The 18,160-nt window shown below is 64.0% G+C and carries 16 protein-coding genes; 5 read left to right on the top strand and 11 right to left on the bottom strand.

The window, feature by feature from the left end:
- The 4 genes from QZ213_RS09720 to QZ213_RS09705 all read right to left on the bottom strand — a co-directional run.
- Positions 1 to 708, bottom strand: a 708-nt coding sequence (locus tag QZ213_RS09720) for an RraA family protein (protein ID WP_291685850.1), incomplete at its 3' end; no start/stop codon positions are given.
- A 166-nt stretch (positions 709 to 874) separates the two neighbouring features.
- Positions 875 to 1,756 (bottom strand): CDP-diacylglycerol--serine O-phosphatidyltransferase, encoded by an 882-nt coding sequence (pssA, locus tag QZ213_RS09715; protein ID WP_291685853.1) that lies wholly within the window; start codon positions 1,754 to 1,756, stop codon positions 875 to 877.
- Between the two features lie 78 nt (positions 1,757 to 1,834).
- Positions 1,835 to 2,533, bottom strand: a complete 699-nt coding sequence (locus QZ213_RS09710) for a phosphatidylserine decarboxylase (protein ID WP_291685849.1) — start codon at positions 2,531 to 2,533, stop codon at positions 1,835 to 1,837.
- Between the two features lie 59 nt (positions 2,534 to 2,592).
- A complete protein-coding gene (locus QZ213_RS09705; RefSeq protein ID WP_291685848.1) occupies positions 2,593 to 4,551 on the bottom strand; it encodes an ABC transporter ATP-binding protein/permease in 1,959 nt (652 codons plus the stop codon).
- 198 nt (positions 4,552 to 4,749) lie between these two features.
- Between QZ213_RS09705 and QZ213_RS09700 the strand changes: the two genes are divergently transcribed.
- Positions 4,750 to 5,358, top strand: coding sequence for a TIGR00730 family Rossman fold protein (locus QZ213_RS09700; RefSeq protein WP_291685847.1), 609 nt, complete (start codon positions 4,750 to 4,752; stop codon positions 5,356 to 5,358).
- Between the two features lie 11 nt (positions 5,359 to 5,369).
- Here QZ213_RS09700 and QZ213_RS09695 read toward each other — a convergent pair whose 3' ends face one another.
- From QZ213_RS09695 to cysS, 4 genes are all read right to left on the bottom strand, one after another.
- On the bottom strand, positions 5,370 to 5,747 hold the full coding sequence (locus QZ213_RS09695) for a VOC family protein (protein ID WP_291685846.1): 378 nt from the start codon (positions 5,745 to 5,747) through the stop codon (positions 5,370 to 5,372).
- A 125-nt stretch (positions 5,748 to 5,872) separates the two neighbouring features.
- Positions 5,873 to 7,471, bottom strand: coding sequence for a citramalate synthase (cimA, locus tag QZ213_RS09690; protein WP_291685845.1), 1,599 nt, complete (start codon positions 7,469 to 7,471; stop codon positions 5,873 to 5,875).
- On the bottom strand, positions 7,468 to 7,980 hold the full coding sequence (locus tag QZ213_RS09685; protein ID WP_291685844.1) for a GNAT family N-acetyltransferase: 513 nt from the start codon (positions 7,978 to 7,980) through the stop codon (positions 7,468 to 7,470). The genes cimA and QZ213_RS09685 overlap by 4 nt, the downstream gene beginning before the upstream one ends.
- A gap of 114 nt (positions 7,981 to 8,094) precedes the next feature.
- A complete protein-coding gene (gene cysS / locus QZ213_RS09680; RefSeq protein ID WP_291685843.1) occupies positions 8,095 to 9,498 on the bottom strand; it encodes a cysteine--tRNA ligase in 1,404 nt (467 codons plus the stop codon).
- A gap of 287 nt (positions 9,499 to 9,785) precedes the next feature.
- Here cysS and QZ213_RS09675 point away from each other — a divergent pair, with 287 nt between their 5' ends.
- Together QZ213_RS09675 and QZ213_RS09670 are read left to right on the top strand one after the other, a co-directional pair.
- Positions 9,786 to 10,091 (top strand): hypothetical protein, encoded by a 306-nt coding sequence (locus tag QZ213_RS09675; RefSeq protein ID WP_291685842.1) that lies wholly within the window; start codon positions 9,786 to 9,788, stop codon positions 10,089 to 10,091.
- A 143-nt stretch (positions 10,092 to 10,234) separates the two neighbouring features.
- Positions 10,235 to 11,401, top strand: a complete 1,167-nt coding sequence (locus QZ213_RS09670; protein WP_291685852.1) for a DUF2865 domain-containing protein — start codon at positions 10,235 to 10,237, stop codon at positions 11,399 to 11,401.
- Positions 11,402 to 11,496: 95 nt separating this feature from the next.
- Here QZ213_RS09670 and QZ213_RS09665 read toward each other — a convergent pair whose 3' ends face one another.
- The 3 genes from QZ213_RS09665 to QZ213_RS09655 all read right to left on the bottom strand — a co-directional run bounded on the left by QZ213_RS09665 (position 11,497) and on the right by QZ213_RS09655 (position 15,089).
- Positions 11,497 to 13,254 (bottom strand): NAD+ synthase, encoded by a 1,758-nt coding sequence (locus QZ213_RS09665; protein WP_291685841.1) that lies wholly within the window; start codon positions 13,252 to 13,254, stop codon positions 11,497 to 11,499.
- Positions 13,255 to 13,344: 90 nt separating this feature from the next.
- The gene (locus QZ213_RS09660; protein WP_291685840.1) at positions 13,345 to 13,698 is read right to left on the bottom strand and encodes a diacylglycerol kinase; all 354 of its coding nucleotides are present in this window, start codon (positions 13,696 to 13,698) and stop codon (positions 13,345 to 13,347) included.
- Between the two features lie 2 nt (positions 13,699 to 13,700).
- On the bottom strand, positions 13,701 to 15,089 hold the full coding sequence (locus QZ213_RS09655) for a class II 3-deoxy-7-phosphoheptulonate synthase (protein ID WP_291685839.1): 1,389 nt from the start codon (positions 15,087 to 15,089) through the stop codon (positions 13,701 to 13,703).
- A 171-nt stretch (positions 15,090 to 15,260) separates the two neighbouring features.
- Here QZ213_RS09655 and QZ213_RS09650 point away from each other — a divergent pair, with 171 nt between their 5' ends.
- Together QZ213_RS09650 and QZ213_RS09645 are read left to right on the top strand one after the other, a co-directional pair.
- Positions 15,261 to 16,166 carry an alpha/beta fold hydrolase gene (locus tag QZ213_RS09650; RefSeq protein WP_291685838.1) on the top strand — a complete coding sequence of 302 codons (906 nt, stop codon included), beginning with the start codon at positions 15,261 to 15,263 and terminating at the stop codon, positions 16,164 to 16,166.
- A 181-nt stretch (positions 16,167 to 16,347) separates the two neighbouring features.
- Positions 16,348 to 17,988 (top strand): Na+/H+ antiporter, encoded by a 1,641-nt coding sequence (locus QZ213_RS09645; RefSeq protein ID WP_291685851.1) that lies wholly within the window; start codon positions 16,348 to 16,350, stop codon positions 17,986 to 17,988.
- Positions 17,989 to 18,160 lie beyond the last annotated feature (172 nt).

Below are 18,160 nucleotides of genomic sequence, written 5' to 3'. Positions count from 1 at the left end.
GGCCGACCGCTTCAGCGCCTCTTTCAGCTTTTCAAGGCTGAAATCCTTGGCTCGGGCGATTTCCAGGATCGGGGTCTCGCGGCGGCCGCAGAGTTCGGCCGCCTCGGGGATTTTGGCGGCAATACCGATCGGGATCACGATCGCGCCGTGCTGGTCGGCGTGGATGAGATCGTCGGAGCGCACCGTCATCCCGGCAACGCGCACTTCGCCGCCGAAGCTTTCGGCGTGGACCCAGGCGTGCGATGGTCCGATCGATCCGGCGAGCGCCTGGAAACCCGGCGCCCATTGCGGGATGTCGCGGATCGATCCGTCGGTGACCACGCCGAGACAGCCGAGCGCCTTGTGCACGGAGCTTTGCACCTCGCCCCAGAACGCGCCATATCCCACATCCGCCCCGTCGATGTCCTGGATCACGGTGATGCGCGGACCGAAACCGGTGCCGACATATTCGTAATATTCGATGCGGCGCCTGGCCTGCTCGGCGGCCGGGAGACTCGACTTGAGCACGGAGCGGATCGTCACGGTGCGCGCATAGCCGACCATCGGCGGCAGATCCGGGAACGGACACACCAGCGGCTTGGTGGTGTAGCCGATCAGCCGGCGTTCGGGTGCGACGATTTCCATCGCGTTGCAGATCGTCGGCGTATCGTAGCGCCCGAGCGCTTCGAGAAGCGAAGCAGGCAGCGGCGCCTTTGCGGAATCCGTCACGGCGTTTTCTCCAGAATTCTTAACGGCCGGCCAGATCATGCAGGCCGTGCTTGGAGAGCCATATAGCCGAGATCGGGGTCGAACCCAACTCGGTGATCGCTCATGGCAGATATCCCGGGCGGTTTCGCGCGAAAGCCGCAAATGGCCGATGCCGGCCGAAGGCCGCTCAGTTCAGCCGCGGCGGCCGCTCGTCCTCGTCCGCTTCGGAAACCACCGGCGCGAATGGTGACGCCGGAGTGGCTGGCGCGGCGCCGGCGGACGCGGTGGCAGCCGGTTCGGCGGCCTTGCGGGCATGGTCGCGATAGGATTTCCAGCCGGCCGGCAGGCTCAGCAGGTAAAGCAGCGAACCCGCCGACAGAATGTACCAGGGATAGCCGATCAGAAGCGCGATGAAGAAAACCACCGAGACGAAAACCGGCAGCACCATTTCCGGCGGCACGCGCATGCGCACGGTCTTCCCCGAAAACACCGGCAGCCGCGAGACCATCAGGAACGCGATCAATAGGGTATAGGCCGCCGTCAGCATCGCCGGGGGTTTCGGCATGCCGAGGAAGCCGAGATAGATCGGAAGCAGCACCGTGATCGCACCGAGGGGCGCCGGAACACCGGTGAAGTAATTTGCCGCGAAGGCCGGCTTGTTAGGATCGTCCATGGTCGCGTTGAAACGCGCCAGCCTCAAGCCGCCCGAGATCGCGAACACCATCGCCGCGATCCAGCCGCCATTATTCAGCTCGTGCAATTGCCAGAAATACAGGATCAGCCCGGGCGCGACGCCGAAATTGACGAAATCCGCGAGGCTGTCGAGTTCTGCCCCGAATTTCGACTGGCCCTTGATCAAGCGCGCGACACGGCCGTCGATCCCATCGAGAAAGGCCGCCAGTACGATCGCGCCCACCGCGATGTCCATCCGCCCTTCGGTCGACAGGCGGATCGCGGTCAGCCCGGCGCAGATCGCCAGCAGAGTGATGACATTGGGCACCAGCATCCGCACCGGGATCGGGCGAAACCGGCGGCGGCGCATCTCCGGGGTGTTGGGATCGAAGGGCATTTGCATGGCTCGACCATATATAGCAAGCGCCGGCCTGTTCCGCCATTGCATCGGCCGGGCGCTTCGGCGCGGCAATGGTTAATCCGCCCGGAAAGTCCGGCCGCTGTCACTGACCCGGAAATCGGCCAGAATGGTCTCCCCGGCGATGGCGGTCTGGCCCTCGGAGACCAGCGATTTGGTGCCTTCGGGCAAGTAGACGTCGAGGCGCGATCCGAAACGGATCAGCCCGAACCGCTCGCCGGCGCCGATCGACTGCCCTTCGCGCACGAACGATACGATCCGCCGCGCCACCAGACCAGCGATCTGGACCACGCCGATGCGCCCCTGGGGTGTCGAGATCACGAGCGAATTTCGCTCATTGTCCTCGCTGGCCTTGTCCAGCTCGGCATTGATGAAGGTGCCCGGCCGGTACGCGATGCGATCGATCCGCCCTGCCACCGGACTGCGGTTCACATGGCAGTTGAAAACGCTCATGAAGATCGATATCCGCGGCAGCGGCCGGTCGCCGAGACCGAGTTCGGCCGGCGGCAGCACCTGCGTCACCATCGAGACGCGCCCGTCGGCCGGCGCCACCACGATGCCCTCGCGCACCGGCGTCACCCGGATTGGATCGCGGAAAAACAGCGCACACCAGATCGTCAGCAAGGTGCCGATCCACCCCAGCGGCGACCAGATCCAGAACAGGATCAGGCTGACCAGCGCAAAGCCGCCGATGAACGGATAGCCCTCGGGGTGGATCGTCGGGATCTGCGCGCGGATGGAATTGGCGATGGACATTCAGCGGTTCACTGTCATTTGGACCCTCTCCCGTTGTGGGAGAGCGATTCTGGTTTCGGTCATTCCGCGGCGGCAGGCGTCACCAGCCCATCGTCGACCGGCGGTGGCTCGCGGTTCGGCGCTTCGTTCTCGTCGGCGATCAGCGCCAGCCTCGCGCGCGCCTCCTGGGCCTCGCGCTGCCGGTTCCACATACTGGCATAGAGTCCGCCGGTTGCCAAAAGCTGCGCATGGGTTCCGCGCTCGGCGATACGGCCCTGATCGAGCACGATGATTTCGTCGGCGCCGACGATGGTGGACAGCCGGTGCGCGATCACGAGCGAGGTGCGGTTGCGCGACACCCGCTCCAGCGCCTCCTGTATTTCATGCTCGGTATGGCTGTCGAGCGCGGAGGTCGCCTCGTCGAGCACCAGGATCGGCGGCGCCTTGAGCACGGTGCGCGCGATCGCCACACGCTGCTTCTCGCCGCCCGACAGTTTCAGGCCGCGCTCGCCCACTTGGGTCTCATACCCTTTCGGCGACATCCGGATGAACGGATCGATTTGCGCGAGTTGCGCCGCCTCCTCGACTTCGGCATCGGTGGCGTCCCAGCGGCCGTAGCGGATGTTGTAGCGGATCGTGTCGTTGAACAGCACGGTGTCCTGCGGCACCATGCCGATCGACGCCCGCAGCGAGGACTGCGTGACATTGCGGATGTCCTGGCCGTCAATCAGGATCTTGCCGCCGGAGACGTCATAAAGGCGGAACAGCAGCCGCGAGATGGTCGATTTGCCGGCGCCAGACGGTCCGACGATCGCGACCGTCTTGCCGGCCGGCACCTCGAAGCTCAGCCCTTTCAGGATCGCGCGCTCGGGATCGTAGGAAAAGCGCACATCCTCGAAGCGCACATTGCCGGAGGTCACGACCAGCGGCTTGGCGCCGGCGACGTCCTTGACCTCGGGATTGCGCGACAGAACGCTGAACATCTTCTCGATGTCGATGATCGCCTGCTTGATCTCGCGATAGACCATGCCCATGAAATTGAGGGGCTGGTAGAGCTGGATCATCATGGCGTTGACCATGACGAAATCGCCGACCGTGTTGGTGCCGTTGCGAACCCCGATGGCGCACATCACCATGGTCGCGGTGAGGCCGGCGGTGAAGATGATCGCCTGCCCGGTGTTGAGAACCGCGAGCGAGGTGTAGGTTTTGACGCTGGCCTGTTCGTAGCGCTCCATCGACCGGTCGTAGCGGGTGGCTTCGCGCTCCTCGGCGCTGAAATATTTCACCGTCTCATAGTTCAGCAGCGAGTCGATCGCCTTGGTATTCGCCTCGGTATCGGATTCGTTCATCTTGCGGCGGATCTCGATCCGCCATTCGGTCGCGATATAGGTGTAATACATGAAGATCACGACCGTGATCATGGTCGCGAGCACGTAGCGCCAGTCGAACTTCCACAACAGCACCGCCATCAGCAGCGTAACTTCGACGACGGTCGGGACCAGTTGCAGGATTACCATCCGCACGATGACTTCGATGCCCAACCGGCCGCGCTCCAGCACCCGCGTCAGTCCGCCGGTCTTGCGCTCCAGGTGAAAGCGCAGCGACAGCTCATGCATATGGACGAAGGTGCGGTAGGCGAGCTTGCGCACCGCATGCATCGCCACGCGCGCGAACAGGCCGTCGCGCCACTGCGTCAGGACCGCCATCAGCACGCGCAAGCCGCCGTAGCTCAAGGTCATGATGAAGGGCGACGCGATCAGCCACAACGTCCAGTTCGACGGCGCCACCGGCGCGGTGTCCGCGCCGGTCAAGGCGTCGATCGCCCATTTGAAGGTGAAGGGCACCGCGAGCGTCGCCACCTTGGCGATCAGCAACAGAACCACCGACCAGACCACGCGCATCTTGAGGTCGGCGCGATCGCCGGGCCAGATATACGGCCACAGATGCACCAGCGTCCCGATCAGGGTCGCCTTCTCGGCTGAATTATCGGGGGGAGACAGCGCTTCGCCGGCGCCGGAGGCCGAGTGGTGATGAGCCATCAATCAAGCGCCTGAAGAGTCGCGGTCCCGCGTTTTCTGCTTTTCTGCATCGTGCCCGTCATATAGAGCGTTTGCACGCCGCGTGCACCCTTAATAGGCGCGATTCTTTCGCGAGTTCCGGGCATTTACGGGTAGATTCACCAGCCAAGCGAATCCTATAGGCTTGACGCTCTTACGCTGCAGTGCCACATGCCAAACATGACAAACAAAATCAGGACTGTTTGTGTCTATTGCGGCTCCGGCCCCGGCACAAATCCCCGTTTTATCGACGCGGCGATCGGCTTTGGGAAAGCGCTCGCCGAGAATAGCATTCGCCTCGTCTATGGCGGCGGCTCGATCGGGCTGATGGGCGCGGTAGCGACATCGGTGCTCGATCACGGCGGCGTCGTGACGGGCATCATCCCCGACTTCCTAACCACCCGCGAAAACGCCCTGAAGCGCGTTCAGGAAATGATCGTCACGCCCGACATGCACGAACGCAAGCGGCTGATGTTCGAGCGTTCCGACGCGTTCGTGGCATTGCCCGGCGGAATCGGCACGCTGGAGGAACTGGTGGAGCAACTGACCTGGCAGCAGCTCGGCCGCCATACCAAGCCGGTTCTGCTCGCCAATATCGACGGCTTCTGGGAACCCCTGCTCGCCCTGCTTTCGCATATGCGCGCCACCGAGTTCATTCGCCCCACGCTGGCGGTCGAGATTCTGAAAGCGGAGCGGGTCGAGGAGATCCTGCCGCGGCTCCGCGCCGCCGCCGCGCGCGTCCCGGAGGGCACAGAGGAACTCGCACCCGAAATTGCCCGCCGGCTTTAACGCCGTTAGCGTCACTCCGCCGGGAATGTCACCGCCTCGATGCGATTGCCGTCGGGATCGATGACGAACGCAGCGTAATAGCGCACGCGCTCGTGCGGGCGCGGCCCCGGTGCCCCGTCGGAGCGGCCGCCGGCGTTCAGCGCAGCGGCATGGAAGGCATCGATCTCGCCGGTCGACTTCGCGCGGAGACAGATATGAACGCCGCTGTCCGGCCCGACCGCCGCCATTCCGTCGCGCAAATTGATCCAGAATTCGGGATAGGTCTTGCCGAAGCCGATCGTCGCCGGCCGCGTCACCAGACGCGAAAGCCCGAGCGGCGCCAGCGTCGCTTCGTAAAAGCGCGCGGCGGTTTCGAGGTCAGCGACACCGATGGAGACGTGGTCGATCATGGAAGGCCCCCCACCCAGCCATCATTGCGCGGAGCGAAGCGACGAAGCGATCCATGGTGCCACCACGGCGGGATCTACGGATTGCTACGCTTCGCTCGCAATGATCTCTCTCAGGTCACCAAGCCTCACGCCGGCGCACGTGACTTCACCAGTTTGTAGATTACCGAATCCATCAGCGCCTGGAACGAGGCGTCGATGATATTGGGCGACACGCCGATCGTGGTCCAGCGCTCGCCCTGTTCGTCCTCGCTCTCGATCAGCACCCGCGTCACCGCTTCCGTGCCGCCATTGAGGATACGCACGCGGTAATCGATCAGCTTCAGGCCTTCGATAAATTTCTGATACTTGCCGAGATCCTTGCGCAACGCGACGTCGAGCGCGTTGACGGGGCCATTGCCTTCCGCCGCCGAGATCAGCTTCTCGCCGTCGACATCGACCTTCACCACCGCCATCGCCACCGTGACGCGCTGGCCGTTGGCGTTGTAGCGCTGCTCGACATTGACGTCGAATTGCTCGACCCGAAAATATTCCGGCACCTTGCCCAAGGTGCGCCGTGCCAGCAGATCGAACGAGGCGTTGGCGGATTCATAGGCGTAACCGGCGGCCTCGCGATCCTTCATTTCCTCGACCAGCCGAAGCAATTTCGGGTCGTTCTTGTCGTAGGGAATGCCGGCGCGGTCGAGCTCGGCGATGACGTTGGAGCGGCCGGCCTGATCGGACACCAGCACCTTGCGATGATTGCCGACCGATTCGGGCGGCACGTGTTCGTAGGTCTGGGGATCCTTGAGCACGGCGGAGGCGTGAATGCCGGTCTTGGTGACGAAGGCGCTCTCGCCGACGTAAGGCGCGTGCCGGTTCGACGCGCGGTTGAGCATGTCGTCGAGCGTGCGCGACACCTTCATCAGGGTCGCCATCTTGCCTGAGGACACGCCGATCTCGAAGGAGTCGGAAAATTCGCGTTTCAGCCGCAAGGTCGGGATCAACGAACACAGATTGGCGTTGCCGCAGCGCTCGCCGAGCCCGTTCAGCGTGCCCTGGATTTGCCGCGCGCCCGCGCGCACCGCCGCCAGCGAATTGGCCACCGCCTGCTCGGTGTCGTTATGGGCGTGAATGCCGATGTGATCGCCGGGGATGTGTCTTGTCACTTCGGTGACGACGGCCTCCACCTCATGCGGCATGGTGCCGCCATTGGTGTCGCACAGCACCACCCAGCGCGCGCCGGAATCGTAGGCCGCCCTGGCGCAGGCGAGCGCGAATTCGGGGTTTTCCTTGTAGCCGTCGAAGAAGTGCTCGCAGTCGAGCATGACCTCGCGGCCCGCCTCCTTCGCGGCCTTCACGCTGTCGCGGATCGAGGCGAGATTTTCCTCGTTGGTGGTCTCCAGCGCCACGCGCACCTGGTAGGCCGAGGATTTCGCCACAAAGCAGATCGCATCCGCCTTGGCTTCCAGGAGTGCCGCCAGGCCCGGATCGTTCGAGGCCGAACGGCCCGGCCGCCGTGTCATGCCGAACGCCGTGAAGCTCGCGTGTTCGAGCTTCGGCTTGGCGGCAAAGAATTCGGTATCGGTCGGATTGGCGCCGGGATAGCCGCCCTCCACATAATCGATGCCGAGTTCGTCGAGCATGCCGGCGATCAGCTGCTTGTCATGCAACGTGAAATCGACGCCGTTGGTCTGCGCGCCGTCGCGCAGCGTGGTGTCGAACAGATAAAGGCGTTCGCGGCTCATGTGGGAGCTCCAGGCTTGGCGCCGTCACCCAGCGTCTTCTGCATCGTGGTGTTGGCGAGCCATTCGCCGTTGACGGTAACGGTGTTGCGCTGTTTGGCGACGTAGCCGCGCTTGGCGAAGAATTCCGTCGCGTTGTCGCTGGCGTCGACCGTGAGGCTCTTGACGCCGCGGCTCCCGGCCAGCTTTTCCAGCGCCTCGCACAGCATCGACGCGACGCCCTGCCCGACCGCGCCCGGATGCACATAGAGCATGTCGATATGATCGGCGCCCTTCAGCGCGGCGAAACCGACCGGAGAATTCTGCAGTGTCGCGATCAGCGTGAGTTCGCTTGCCAGGCGCTTGCCGAACGCTTCCTCGTCCTCGGCAACGCCGGCCCAGGCCTGCTGCTGCGCCTCGCTATAGTCGTCGCCGGTCAGCTCCTCGATGGCAGCGGCGAAGATCGCCGCCAGCACGGGCGTATCGGCGGCAAGGAACGGCCGCAAGCCGGGTTTGGGTAGCGTCTGTCCCATCGCCTCAAAACACTCCGAACAGTTTTAGCGCCAGCACGACGGCGGCCGCGATCACGGCCCACTTGATGACGATGTAATAGCGCCAGTGCTTTGGAAAAGGCGTGTCGGGTTTCGTCATCGCGCGATCTCCCAGGTGGTGCCTTCCTTGGAATCTTTTATCACCACGCCCATCGCTGCCAGTTCATCGCGGATACGGTCGGATTCCCCAAAATCCTTCCGCGCGCGCGCAGCGGCGCGGGCGGAAATCAGGTTGTCGACCTGGTTGGCGTCGACGCCGCTCGCTTGCTGCTTTCGGCCCTTCCATTCCGCCGAAGTCTCGGACAGGAAACCGAGTAGCCGCAGGGAAGCGGCAAACTGGCCGCGATCGCGATCGTTTCCGGATGCCGCGCTATTCCGCAAACCGTGCAACGCGGCGATCATCAGCGGCGTGTTCAAGTCGTCCGACAGCGCCTCGATGACGGCATCCGAAGGCCGCTCCCCCCCAAGATCTGCAGCGACCCAATACCAGTCGTCGAGCGTCTTCGCGCTTTCTTCGACGCCCTTCAATGTCCAGTCGATCGGCGAACGGTAGTGCGTCTTCAACATATTGAGGCGCAGCACTTCGCCCGGCCAGTCCGCCAGCAGTTCCCTGATGGTGACAAAATTGCCGAGGCTCTTCGACATCTTCTCGCTTTCGACCTGCAGGAAGCCGTTGTGCATCCAGATGTTCGCCATGCGGTCGCTGTGAAAGGCGCAGCAGGTTTGCGCGAGTTCGTTCTCGTGATGCGGAAACACCAGATCGATGCCGCCGCCATGGATGTCGAACCGCTCGCCGAGATGCTTCCACGCCATCGCCGAGCACTCGATATGCCAGCCCGGACGCCCCTCCGCCTTGATGCCCGCCGGCGACGGCCATGACGGTTCTCCCGGCTTCGACGGCTTCCACAGCACGAAATCGGTGGCGTCGCGCTTGTAGGGTGCGACATCGACGCGCGCGCCGGCGATCATTTCGTCCAGCGTGCGGTTGGCGAGCGCGCCATAGCGCGGCAGAATCGAATTCGCCGCATTCATCGCCTGCGGCGAGAACAGCACGTGGTCTTCCGCGACATAGGCAAAACCGCCCTGCACGAGTTTTTCGATCAGGGCGCGCATCTCAGCGATGTGCTCGGTCGCGCGCGGCTCGACCGTCGGACGCAGGCAGCCGAGCGCGTCGACGTCGGCGTGAAACTGCTTTTCGGTCAGCTCGGTGACCTTGCGGATCGCCTCGTTCAGCGGCAGGCCGGGAAAATCCCGCGCGGCGCGGTCGTTGATCTTGTCGTCGACGTCGGTGATGTTGCGGACGTAGGTCACGTGATCGGCGCCGTAGGTGTGCCGTAGCAGCCTAAAAAGCACGTCGAATATGATGACTGGGCGCGCATTGCCGATATGGGCGAAGTCATAGACCGTCGGCCCGCAGACATACATGCGCACGTTGTTGGGATCGAGCGGCGTGAACAGCCGCTTTTCCTTCGTCAACGTATCGTAGAGGCGCATTTCCATGGATATCCCGTGCCTTTCCGGCCGGGCGTCCAGTGATCTCGTGTGAGAAAAGACGGCCTCAGCCAGCGAATCGCTAGCTCGTAATCTCGCGGCAAATGCCACAAATGGCGAGGAAACCGTTCATCGGACCACCATGGGCCAGCTGAGGGGATTCCGTCAAGTGATTGCGTCAGGTGCCACAGAAAAGCCCGTTTGGAGCACCAAACGGCCCGGCCCGCCATGGTTAATCATTCTTAAGGTTTTGGGTCTATCCAATGAGGGCGATCCTCTCATTTCTCCGGTGCCGCATGCGATCCGTATCCACCCTATTGGCCGTTGTCTTCGTGGCTGCCGCGTCGGCGGCCTCGGCTGACAGCCGCGTCTTCATCGTCGCCAACCAGTCGGACGGCTACGGCGTCGACCAGTGCCTCGCCAAGGGTGAGAAATGCGGCGCCCACGTCGCCCGCTCCTACTGCCAGTCGCGCGACTTCGCGGACGCCTCGTCCTACCGCCGCGTCGACCCGGATGAAATCACCGGCTCGGTTCCCAAGGCCGGCGCGAACTGCGCCCATGCCGGCTGCGACGAATATGTCGCGATTACCTGCCAACGCTAAACCATTACCGTCTCGACAGAATCACCCCGCCACACCGGCGCCAAGGAAACGACGTGACGCTGCCCCGAGAAGCAGCTATGGGAGGCCGCGATGGCCGCGCGGTCGGCATCTCAAGCCTGCGCGGAGCCCCTCAATGGCCGGATATGCCTGAACTGATTTCCCCCTCTTGCCGCTGGATCCTGGCCTGCGTCGCGGTAATTGGCGTGAGCGTGCTGAGCGTCGACGCCTCCGCGCAGAGCAATCCACCGACGCCGCCGCAGGGCGTGCCCACACCGGGAACATCTGCGGCGCCGGTCAATCCCGTGTGCCCGCGGCTGGAAGCACAATTGGCGACCATCGACCGCGGCGGCTCCGGCGATCCGGCCAAGGAAGATCAAATCCGCCGCTACCAGGATGCCGCGACCAAGCAGCAGGCGGAGCTCGACCGCGTCACGCTGCAGGCCAAGCGCATGGGCTGCGACAGTTCCGGGTTTTTCTCGCTGTTCTCCGGCCAGTCGGCGCAATGCGGCCCGGTCAACAACCAGATCCAGCAGATGCGGGCCAACATGGACCAGATCACGTCCAGCCTGGAGCGGCTGCGCAGCGGCGGCCTCGGCGGCGCCGACCGCGAAAACCAGCGCCGCTCGGTCCTGACCGCGCTGGCGCAGAACAATTGCGGCCCGCAATACGCCAACGCGCTGCGCGGCCCGGGCAACTTCCTGGATAATCTGTTCGGCAACAACAACAGCAACCCGAATCCGCCCGGCACCGATCTCGGTCCGCAGTCCGGCACCTTCCGCACCGTCTGCGTCCGCTCCTGCGACGGCGCTTATTTTCCGATCTCGTTCGCGACCGTGCCCGCCCGCTTCCCCGACGACGAAAAGACCTGCAAGGCGCTCTGCCCGGCGGCGGATGCGTCGCTGTTTGCCTATCGCAACCCCGGCGAAGACATGAACCAGGCCGTGTCGATCAGCGGCCAACCCTACACGTCGTCGCCGAACGCGTTTCGTTTCCGCCAGGAGTTCACCCCCTCCTGCTCCTGCAAGGCCGCGGGACAGACCTGGTCCGACGCGCTGAAGAACATCGACGACAAGGCCGCCGCCGAGCAGCAAGGCGACATCATCGTCACCGAAGACAGCGCGAAGAAGATGGCGCGGCCGCAGCCGACGAAGGGGACCCCGACAACTGGGAAGAAGGGCGCCCCGGGCACCACCGCCACCGCGCCCGCCAATCCCGCACCGGACGCCGTGGCGCCTCCGACCGCTTCAACCGCCACAACCGGCGACAAGCAGATCCGCACGATCGGCCCGACCTTCATCCCCGCGCGTTAGGATTTGATCCAGCTTCGCTGAATCAGATCCGTCGCCTTTGTTGTCAGAGCATGATTTTTCCGAAAGCCGGTATCCACGTTTCGGACCAAGCTCTCTCATCCCTCGAACGCTTCGGCCGATCCGCTTCTCGGGCGCGATAGCAGCGCGTCGTCGGGTTTCGGCAAGGGCTTGCCGCTATCGCGGAAGCGGTTGGTGATGGGATAACGGCGGTCGCGCCCGAAATTCCGGCTGGTCACCTTGACGCCCGGCGCGGCCTGCCGCCGCTTGTACTCGGCGATGTTGAGCAGACGATCGATCCGCGCCACCACCTCGCGGTCAAAACCCGCCTCCACGATCGATGCCAGCGGCTCTTCGCGCTCGACCAGCCGCTCCAGGACGGCATCGAGCATGTCATAGGGCGGCAGCGAATCCTGGTCGGTCTGGTTTTCGCGCAGCTCCGCGGTCGGCGGCCGCGTGATGATATTGACCGGGATGACCTCGCCGGAGGGGCCGAGCGCGCCGTCCGGCTTCCAGGAATTGCGCAAGGTCGAGAGCCGGAACACCTCGGTCTTGTAGATATCCTTGATCGGATTGAACCCGCCATTCATGTCGCCATAGAGCGTGGCGTAGCCCACCGACATTTCCGACTTGTTGCCGGTCGTGACCACCATCGCGCCGGTCTTGTTGGAAATCGCCATCAGCAGTGTGCCGCGCGTGCGCGCCTGCAGATTCTCCTCGGTGATGTCGCGCGGCAGGCCCTTGAAGGTTTCCGCAAGGATCGCTTCGAAGCCGTTGACCGCCGGCGCTATCGGCAGCACCTCGTAGCGGATGCCGAGGGCGCCCGCGAGCTTGGCCGCGTCGTCGAGCGACACCTGCGCGGTGAACCGAAATGGCAGCATCACGCCGCGGACCCGCTCGGCGCCCAGCGCATCGACCGCGATCGCGGCGCACAGCGCCGAGTCGATGCCGCCGGACACCCCCAGTAGCACCCCCGGGAATCCAGTCTTGGCGACATAGTCGCGCAGGCCCAGCACGCAGGCCGCGTAGTCGCCCTGGTCGCCGTCGAGGACAGATGCCATCGGTCCGGCGCAGTGCCAGCCGCTTTCGCCCTTGCGCCAGCGCAGCGTCGTGATGCTTTCGGCGAAGGCCGGCAGCTGCGCGGCCACCGAGAGATCGGCGTTCAGCGCAAACGAGGCGCCGTCGAACACCAGTTCGTCCTGGCCGCCGATCTGGTTGAGATAGATCAGCGGCAGCCCGCTTTCGGTGACCCGGGCGACGGCGATCGACAGCCGCACATCGTTCTTGTCGCGCGCGTAAGGCGAGCCGTTCGGCACCACCAGAATTTCCGCGCCGGTCTCGGCGAGACATTCGACGACGTTTTCGTAGTCTTCCGATTCTTCCAGCCAGATGTCCTCGCAGATCGGCACCCCGACCCGGATGCCGCGGATGGTAACGGGACCTGCGGCAGGGCCGCGCGCGAACAGGCGCTTTTCGTCGAACACGCCGTAATTCGGCAAGTTAGCCTTGTAACGGATGGCGGCGATGCGCCCGCCGTCCAACAGCGCGCAGGCATTATAGAGCTTGCCGTCCTCGACCCAGGGGCTCCCGATCAGGACGGCCGGGCCGCCGTCGGCGGTGTCGCGCGCGAGTTCCTCGATGGCCGCACGGCAGGCCGACTGAAACGCCGGTTTCAGCACGAGATCCTCAGGTGGATAGCCGGCAATGAATAATTCGGGAAACACGACGAGGTCGGCGCCCTCGGCGCGCGCCTGCGCGCGGGCGGCGCGGGCCTTGGCGGCGTTGCCGCTGACGTCGCCCACCGTTGGGTTCAGCTGGGCAAGCGTTATCGCAAACTGATCGGCTCGTTCGGTCATGGAGCGAGTCTTATCCTCATAATGAGCAAATCAAATATAGCATGCCCCCTCGGGCTTCGCCAGATGCCGGCCAAACTGCAATTGCATGGTTCAGGCCACGCCCATGCGTTCAGCGATGGCGAACAGCCAGAACAGGCCGGCCATCACCAGCGCGACGCCGACCGCCGCCGAGCCCATATCCTTGACCCGCCCGATCTGCGGATCATGTTCGGTGGTCAGCCGGTCGGCCAGCTTCTCGATCGCGGTGTTGAGCAGTTCGATGATCAGGACCAGAACCACGGCAGCGACCAGCTCGACGCGGCGCATTGTGGTCGCCCCAATCAGCCACGCCAGCGGCAGCGCCAACGCCAGGGCCGCGATCTCCTCGCGAATGGCCTGCTCCGAGCGGATCGCAAAGGCGAGCCCGTTGCGCGTGTTGATGGTAGCCCGCCAGAACCGCAGCAATTCTAAAGGCCCGCCGCGGCCGGCATCGGCTTGACCTTGCCGACGCGCTCCTGCTTGAGCAACTCGGCGATCAGGAAGGCCATGTCGATCGACTGCTCGGCATTGAGCCGGGGATCGCAAACCGTGTGATAGCGGTCGTTGAGGTCCTCGTCGGTGATGGCGCGCGCGCCGCCGATGCACTCGGTCACGTCCTGGCCGGTCATTTCCAGGTGCACGCCGCCGGGATGGGTGCCTTCGGCGGCGTGGATGGTGAAGAACGACTTCACTTCCGACAGGATGCGGTCGAACGGCCTTGTCTTGTAGCCGGAGGTCGAGCTGATGGTGTTGCCGTGCATCGGATCGCACGACCAGACCACCACCCGGCCCTCGCGCTTAACGGCACGGAGAAGCTGTGGCAGATGATCGGCGATCTTGTCCGAGCCGAAACGGTTGATCAGGGTCAGCCGCCCGGGCTCGTTGTCGGGATTGAGCACGTCGATCAGCCTGAGCAATTCGTCGGGCTTCAGCGACGGGCCGCATTTCAGGCCGATCGGATTCTTGATGCCGCGGAAATATTCGACATGGCCGTGATCGAGCTGGCGGGTGCGGTCGCCGATCCAGATCATGTGGCCCGAGGTCGCGTACCAGTCGCCCGTCGTCGAATCCACTCGCGTAAAAGCCTGCTCGTAGCCGAGCAGCAGCGCTTCATGGCTGGTGTAGAAATCGGTGGCGCGCAGCTCCGGGTGGCTTTCCAGATCGAGCCCGCAGGCGCGCATGAAGTTCAGCGCCTCCGAAATGCGATCGGCCAATTCCTTGTAACGCCGCGACTGCGGGGAATCCTTGAGGAAGCCCAGCATCCATTGATGCACGCTGCCGAGGTTCGCAAAACCGCCGGTGGCGAACGCGCGCAAGAGGTTCAGAGTCGCGGCCGACTGCCGATAGGCCATCAGCTGGCGCTGCGGATCGGGGGCGCGCGCGGCCGCCGTGAACGCGATATCGTTGACGATGTCGCCGCGGTAGCTGGGCAGTTCGACACCATTGATCTTTTCGGTCGGCGAGGAGCGCGGCTTTGCAAATTGTCCGGCAATACGGCCGACCTTCACCACCGGCACCGCGCCGGCATAGGTCAGCACCACCGCCATCTGCAGCAGGACGCGGAAGAAATCCCGGATGTTGTTGGCGCCGTGCTCGGCAAAACTTTCGGCGCAGTCGCCGCCCTGAAGCAGGAAGGCCTCGCCGGCTGCGACGCGCGCCAGCGCCTTTTTCAGGTTGCGGGCCTCGCCTGCAAAAACCAGCGGAGGAAACGTGGCAAGCTGCGCCTCGACATCGGCCAATGCCTTGGCATCGGGATATTCGGGGATCTGCATCACCGGCTTGGTCCGCCAGCTGTCGGGGGTCCACCGCTCGGACATGACGTCAACTCCTGAGCAAAAACCGCTACTTAAAGGAAGCAGCGGAGGGCCGGGTTATACACAGGCAGAACCCGGACCGCCAGTTGGAATTGCTTACCGCCAGACAAGCTCTTGCGGCTAAAGCTTAATTCGCATTTGCTGGACGCATCACACAAGCACGGGGCAAACGCGGTGGCAGAGGCTGCGCTGGACGACGTTTTCATCGACGACATCACCTTTCCCGCGGCGGACGGATATTTGCTGACGGCGAGCCTGTTCCTGCCGCGCGGGGCGAAGCGCCATGCCGTGCTGATCAATTCGGCCACCGCCGTGCCGCGCAAGATCTACCGCGGCTTTGCCGGCTACTTGGCGGGGCGGGGCTGCGCCGTGTTGACCTATGACTATCGCGGCGTCGGCGATTCCAGGCAAAAGGCCTTGGTCGGTTACAACCAGCCCAAATCGTTGGTCGGCTTCAAGGCCTCGATGTCGGACTGGGCCGCGCTCGATATCACCGCCGCGGTAGCCTGGATGCGCGAGCGCTACCACAGCCTGCCGCTCAACTATGTCGGCCATTCCTTCGGCGGCCAGGCGCTGGGACTGCTGGCCAACAACGCCGAAGTGTCGCGCGCGCTCCTGATCGCGGCGCAGGCCGGCTACTGGAAGCTGATGGCCTCGCCCGAGCGCTACCGCATCTACGCCATGCTGAATTTTATCGGCACCCCCCTCACCCGGCTGCTCGGCTATGCGCCGGGATGGAGCGGTATCGGCGAGGACCTGCCCAGAGATGTGTTCCTGCAATGGGTCGACTGGGTGATGCACAAACGCTATCTGTTCGACGATCCCAAGCTCAGCGGCCTGAAGAACTTTCCAAAATTTCACGGCGCGATGCGCGCGCTCACTTTGTCCGACGATCCCTGGGCGACGCGGCCGGCGGTCGAACTGCTGTGTTCCGGGTTTACCTCGATCACGCCGGAAATACTCACGATCGCGCCGGCCGACGCCGGCGTCGCCAAGATCGGCCATCTGGGTTTCTTCCGCCCCGAACATCGCGGCACGCTGTGGCGAGGTGCTGCGGAATGGATTCAGACGGGGAAATAGGTTCGCCATCCCCGCCGTGCCGGCCGACGTCGAGCGGTGATCGCGAACCGCCCGAAATCGTTCCGTGGGGAACGGCCGGCCGGAATCGATCGGCGGGTGGAATGAATCGGTCAGCATGGCTATGGTGCCGCGGGTTCGATCGCAGGAATCCGCGTCAACATCAACACGCGCGAGACAGAGCTTGGAGACGATTGCTGTTGCCCTGTTTCTGCTGCTGGCCGTCGTGGTCAGCGGCGCGTTTGCGCGCATGTCCCCTCTGCTGCTGCCGCTCCCTCTCGTTCAGATCGCACTCGGTGCGGCGATTGCTTCGGTCGCCGATCTCGGCGTGGAGCTGAAGCCGGATATTTTCTTCCTGCTGTTCCTGCCGCCGCTGCTTTTCCTGGATGGATGGCGCATTCCGAAGGAAGGTCTGTTCCGTGACAAGGGAACGATCCTGGAACTGGCACTCGGCCTTGTTCTGTTCACGGTCGTGGGTGTCGGATATTTCGTCAACTGGATGATTCCGGCGATGCCGCTCGCCGTTGCCTTCGCACTGGCCGCGATCGTTTCTCCCACCGATCCGATTGCCGTGTCTGCGATTGCCTCCCGCGTGCCGATTCCGAGGCGGCTGATGCACATCCTCGAAGGCGAATCGCTGCTCAACGATGCTTCGGGCCTGGTGTGCATGCGCTTTGCCATCGCCGCTGCCCTGACCGGAACGTTCTCCCCGGTTGGCGCCTTCGGCACGTTCCTCTGGGTTGCGATCGGCGGCATCGTCATCGGTGTCGGCGTGACCTGGATAGCGACCATTGCAAAGAACTGGGTATCGCAGCACTTCGGCGAGGAGACGGGTTCGCAGATCTTGATCAGCCTGCTGATACCGTTCGGCGCTTACCTTCTGGCCGAACATCTGCGTTGCTCGGGTATTCTCGCGGCCGTTGCCGCCGGCATCACCATGAGCTACGTGGAACAGGGCGGCCAGGCGCTTCCCGTCACCCGGGTTCGGCGCAGCGCGGTTTGGGATCTGGTCCAGTTCACCGCCAACGGCATAATCTTCGTGCTGCTCGGCGAGCAGCTTCCGCAGCTGTTCACCGGAGCGGCGCGCGCGGTGCGCGAGACCGGACACCACGAACCGATCTGGCTGGTGGCCTATGTCGTCGCCATCAACCTCGCGCTTGCGGCGCTGCGCTTCCTCTGGGTCTGGACGTCGCTGCGGTTCACCTTGTTTCGAGCCTCACTGAAGGGCCAACACCCCTACATACCAAGCTGGCGTCTCATCGCGGCAACATCACTCGCGGGCGTGCGGGGAACCATCACGCTTGCCGGCGTGCTCACGCTGCCTTTGAGGATGAATGACGGCTCTGCGTTTCCGGCGCGCGACCTCGCCATTTTCCTAGCCGCCGGCGTCATCATCGTGTCGCTGGTCGCGGCAAGCGTCACCCTGCCCTATCTTCTAGAGGACCTGGAACTGCCGCCCGAACCGTCGCTGCAGGAGGAAGAGGATCTGGCGCGCGTCGCGGCGGCCGAACTCGCGATTCAAGCCGTCGAGCGGGCGCAGCACGAAATGGGTGAAGGCCGCAACGACGCCGATCTTTATACCGACGCAGGGGTTCGCATCATGGAACTCTATCGCCAGCGCATCGACAGCCGGTCCAAGACCGGCAAAGAGGCGACGCTGGCTCGCAAGATCGACGAGATCGAGCGGAAGCTCCGGCTTGTCGGGCTTCGCGCCGAACGCACCGAGTTCTACCGCATGGCGCGGGCCCGCCAGGTCTCTGACGAAACCGCCCGCAAGCTGGTCAGAGAGGTCGATCTGCTGGAGTCGCGCTTCGGCACGAAGTGACGCGCAATTCGGCGTTGGGCGACATCCCGTATTCTTCGACGACGAATCCGTGCGGCAGGAGTTCCTTGCAGACAGCGAGGCGGCGCAAGGCGGACGTCAATCCGCCTGATCCTCGTCCTGGCCGTTGAGCTGTTCGCTGTCCAGCCGCTTCATGTTCTCGAGTATCTTGAGC

It is taken from the genome of Bradyrhizobium sp., assembly GCF_017881085.1.
Classification (GTDB): domain Bacteria; phylum Pseudomonadota; class Alphaproteobacteria; order Rhizobiales; family Xanthobacteraceae; genus Bradyrhizobium.
The sequence above is the reverse complement of the archived record's forward strand: the minus strand, read 5'-3'. Positions and strand labels throughout refer to the sequence as shown.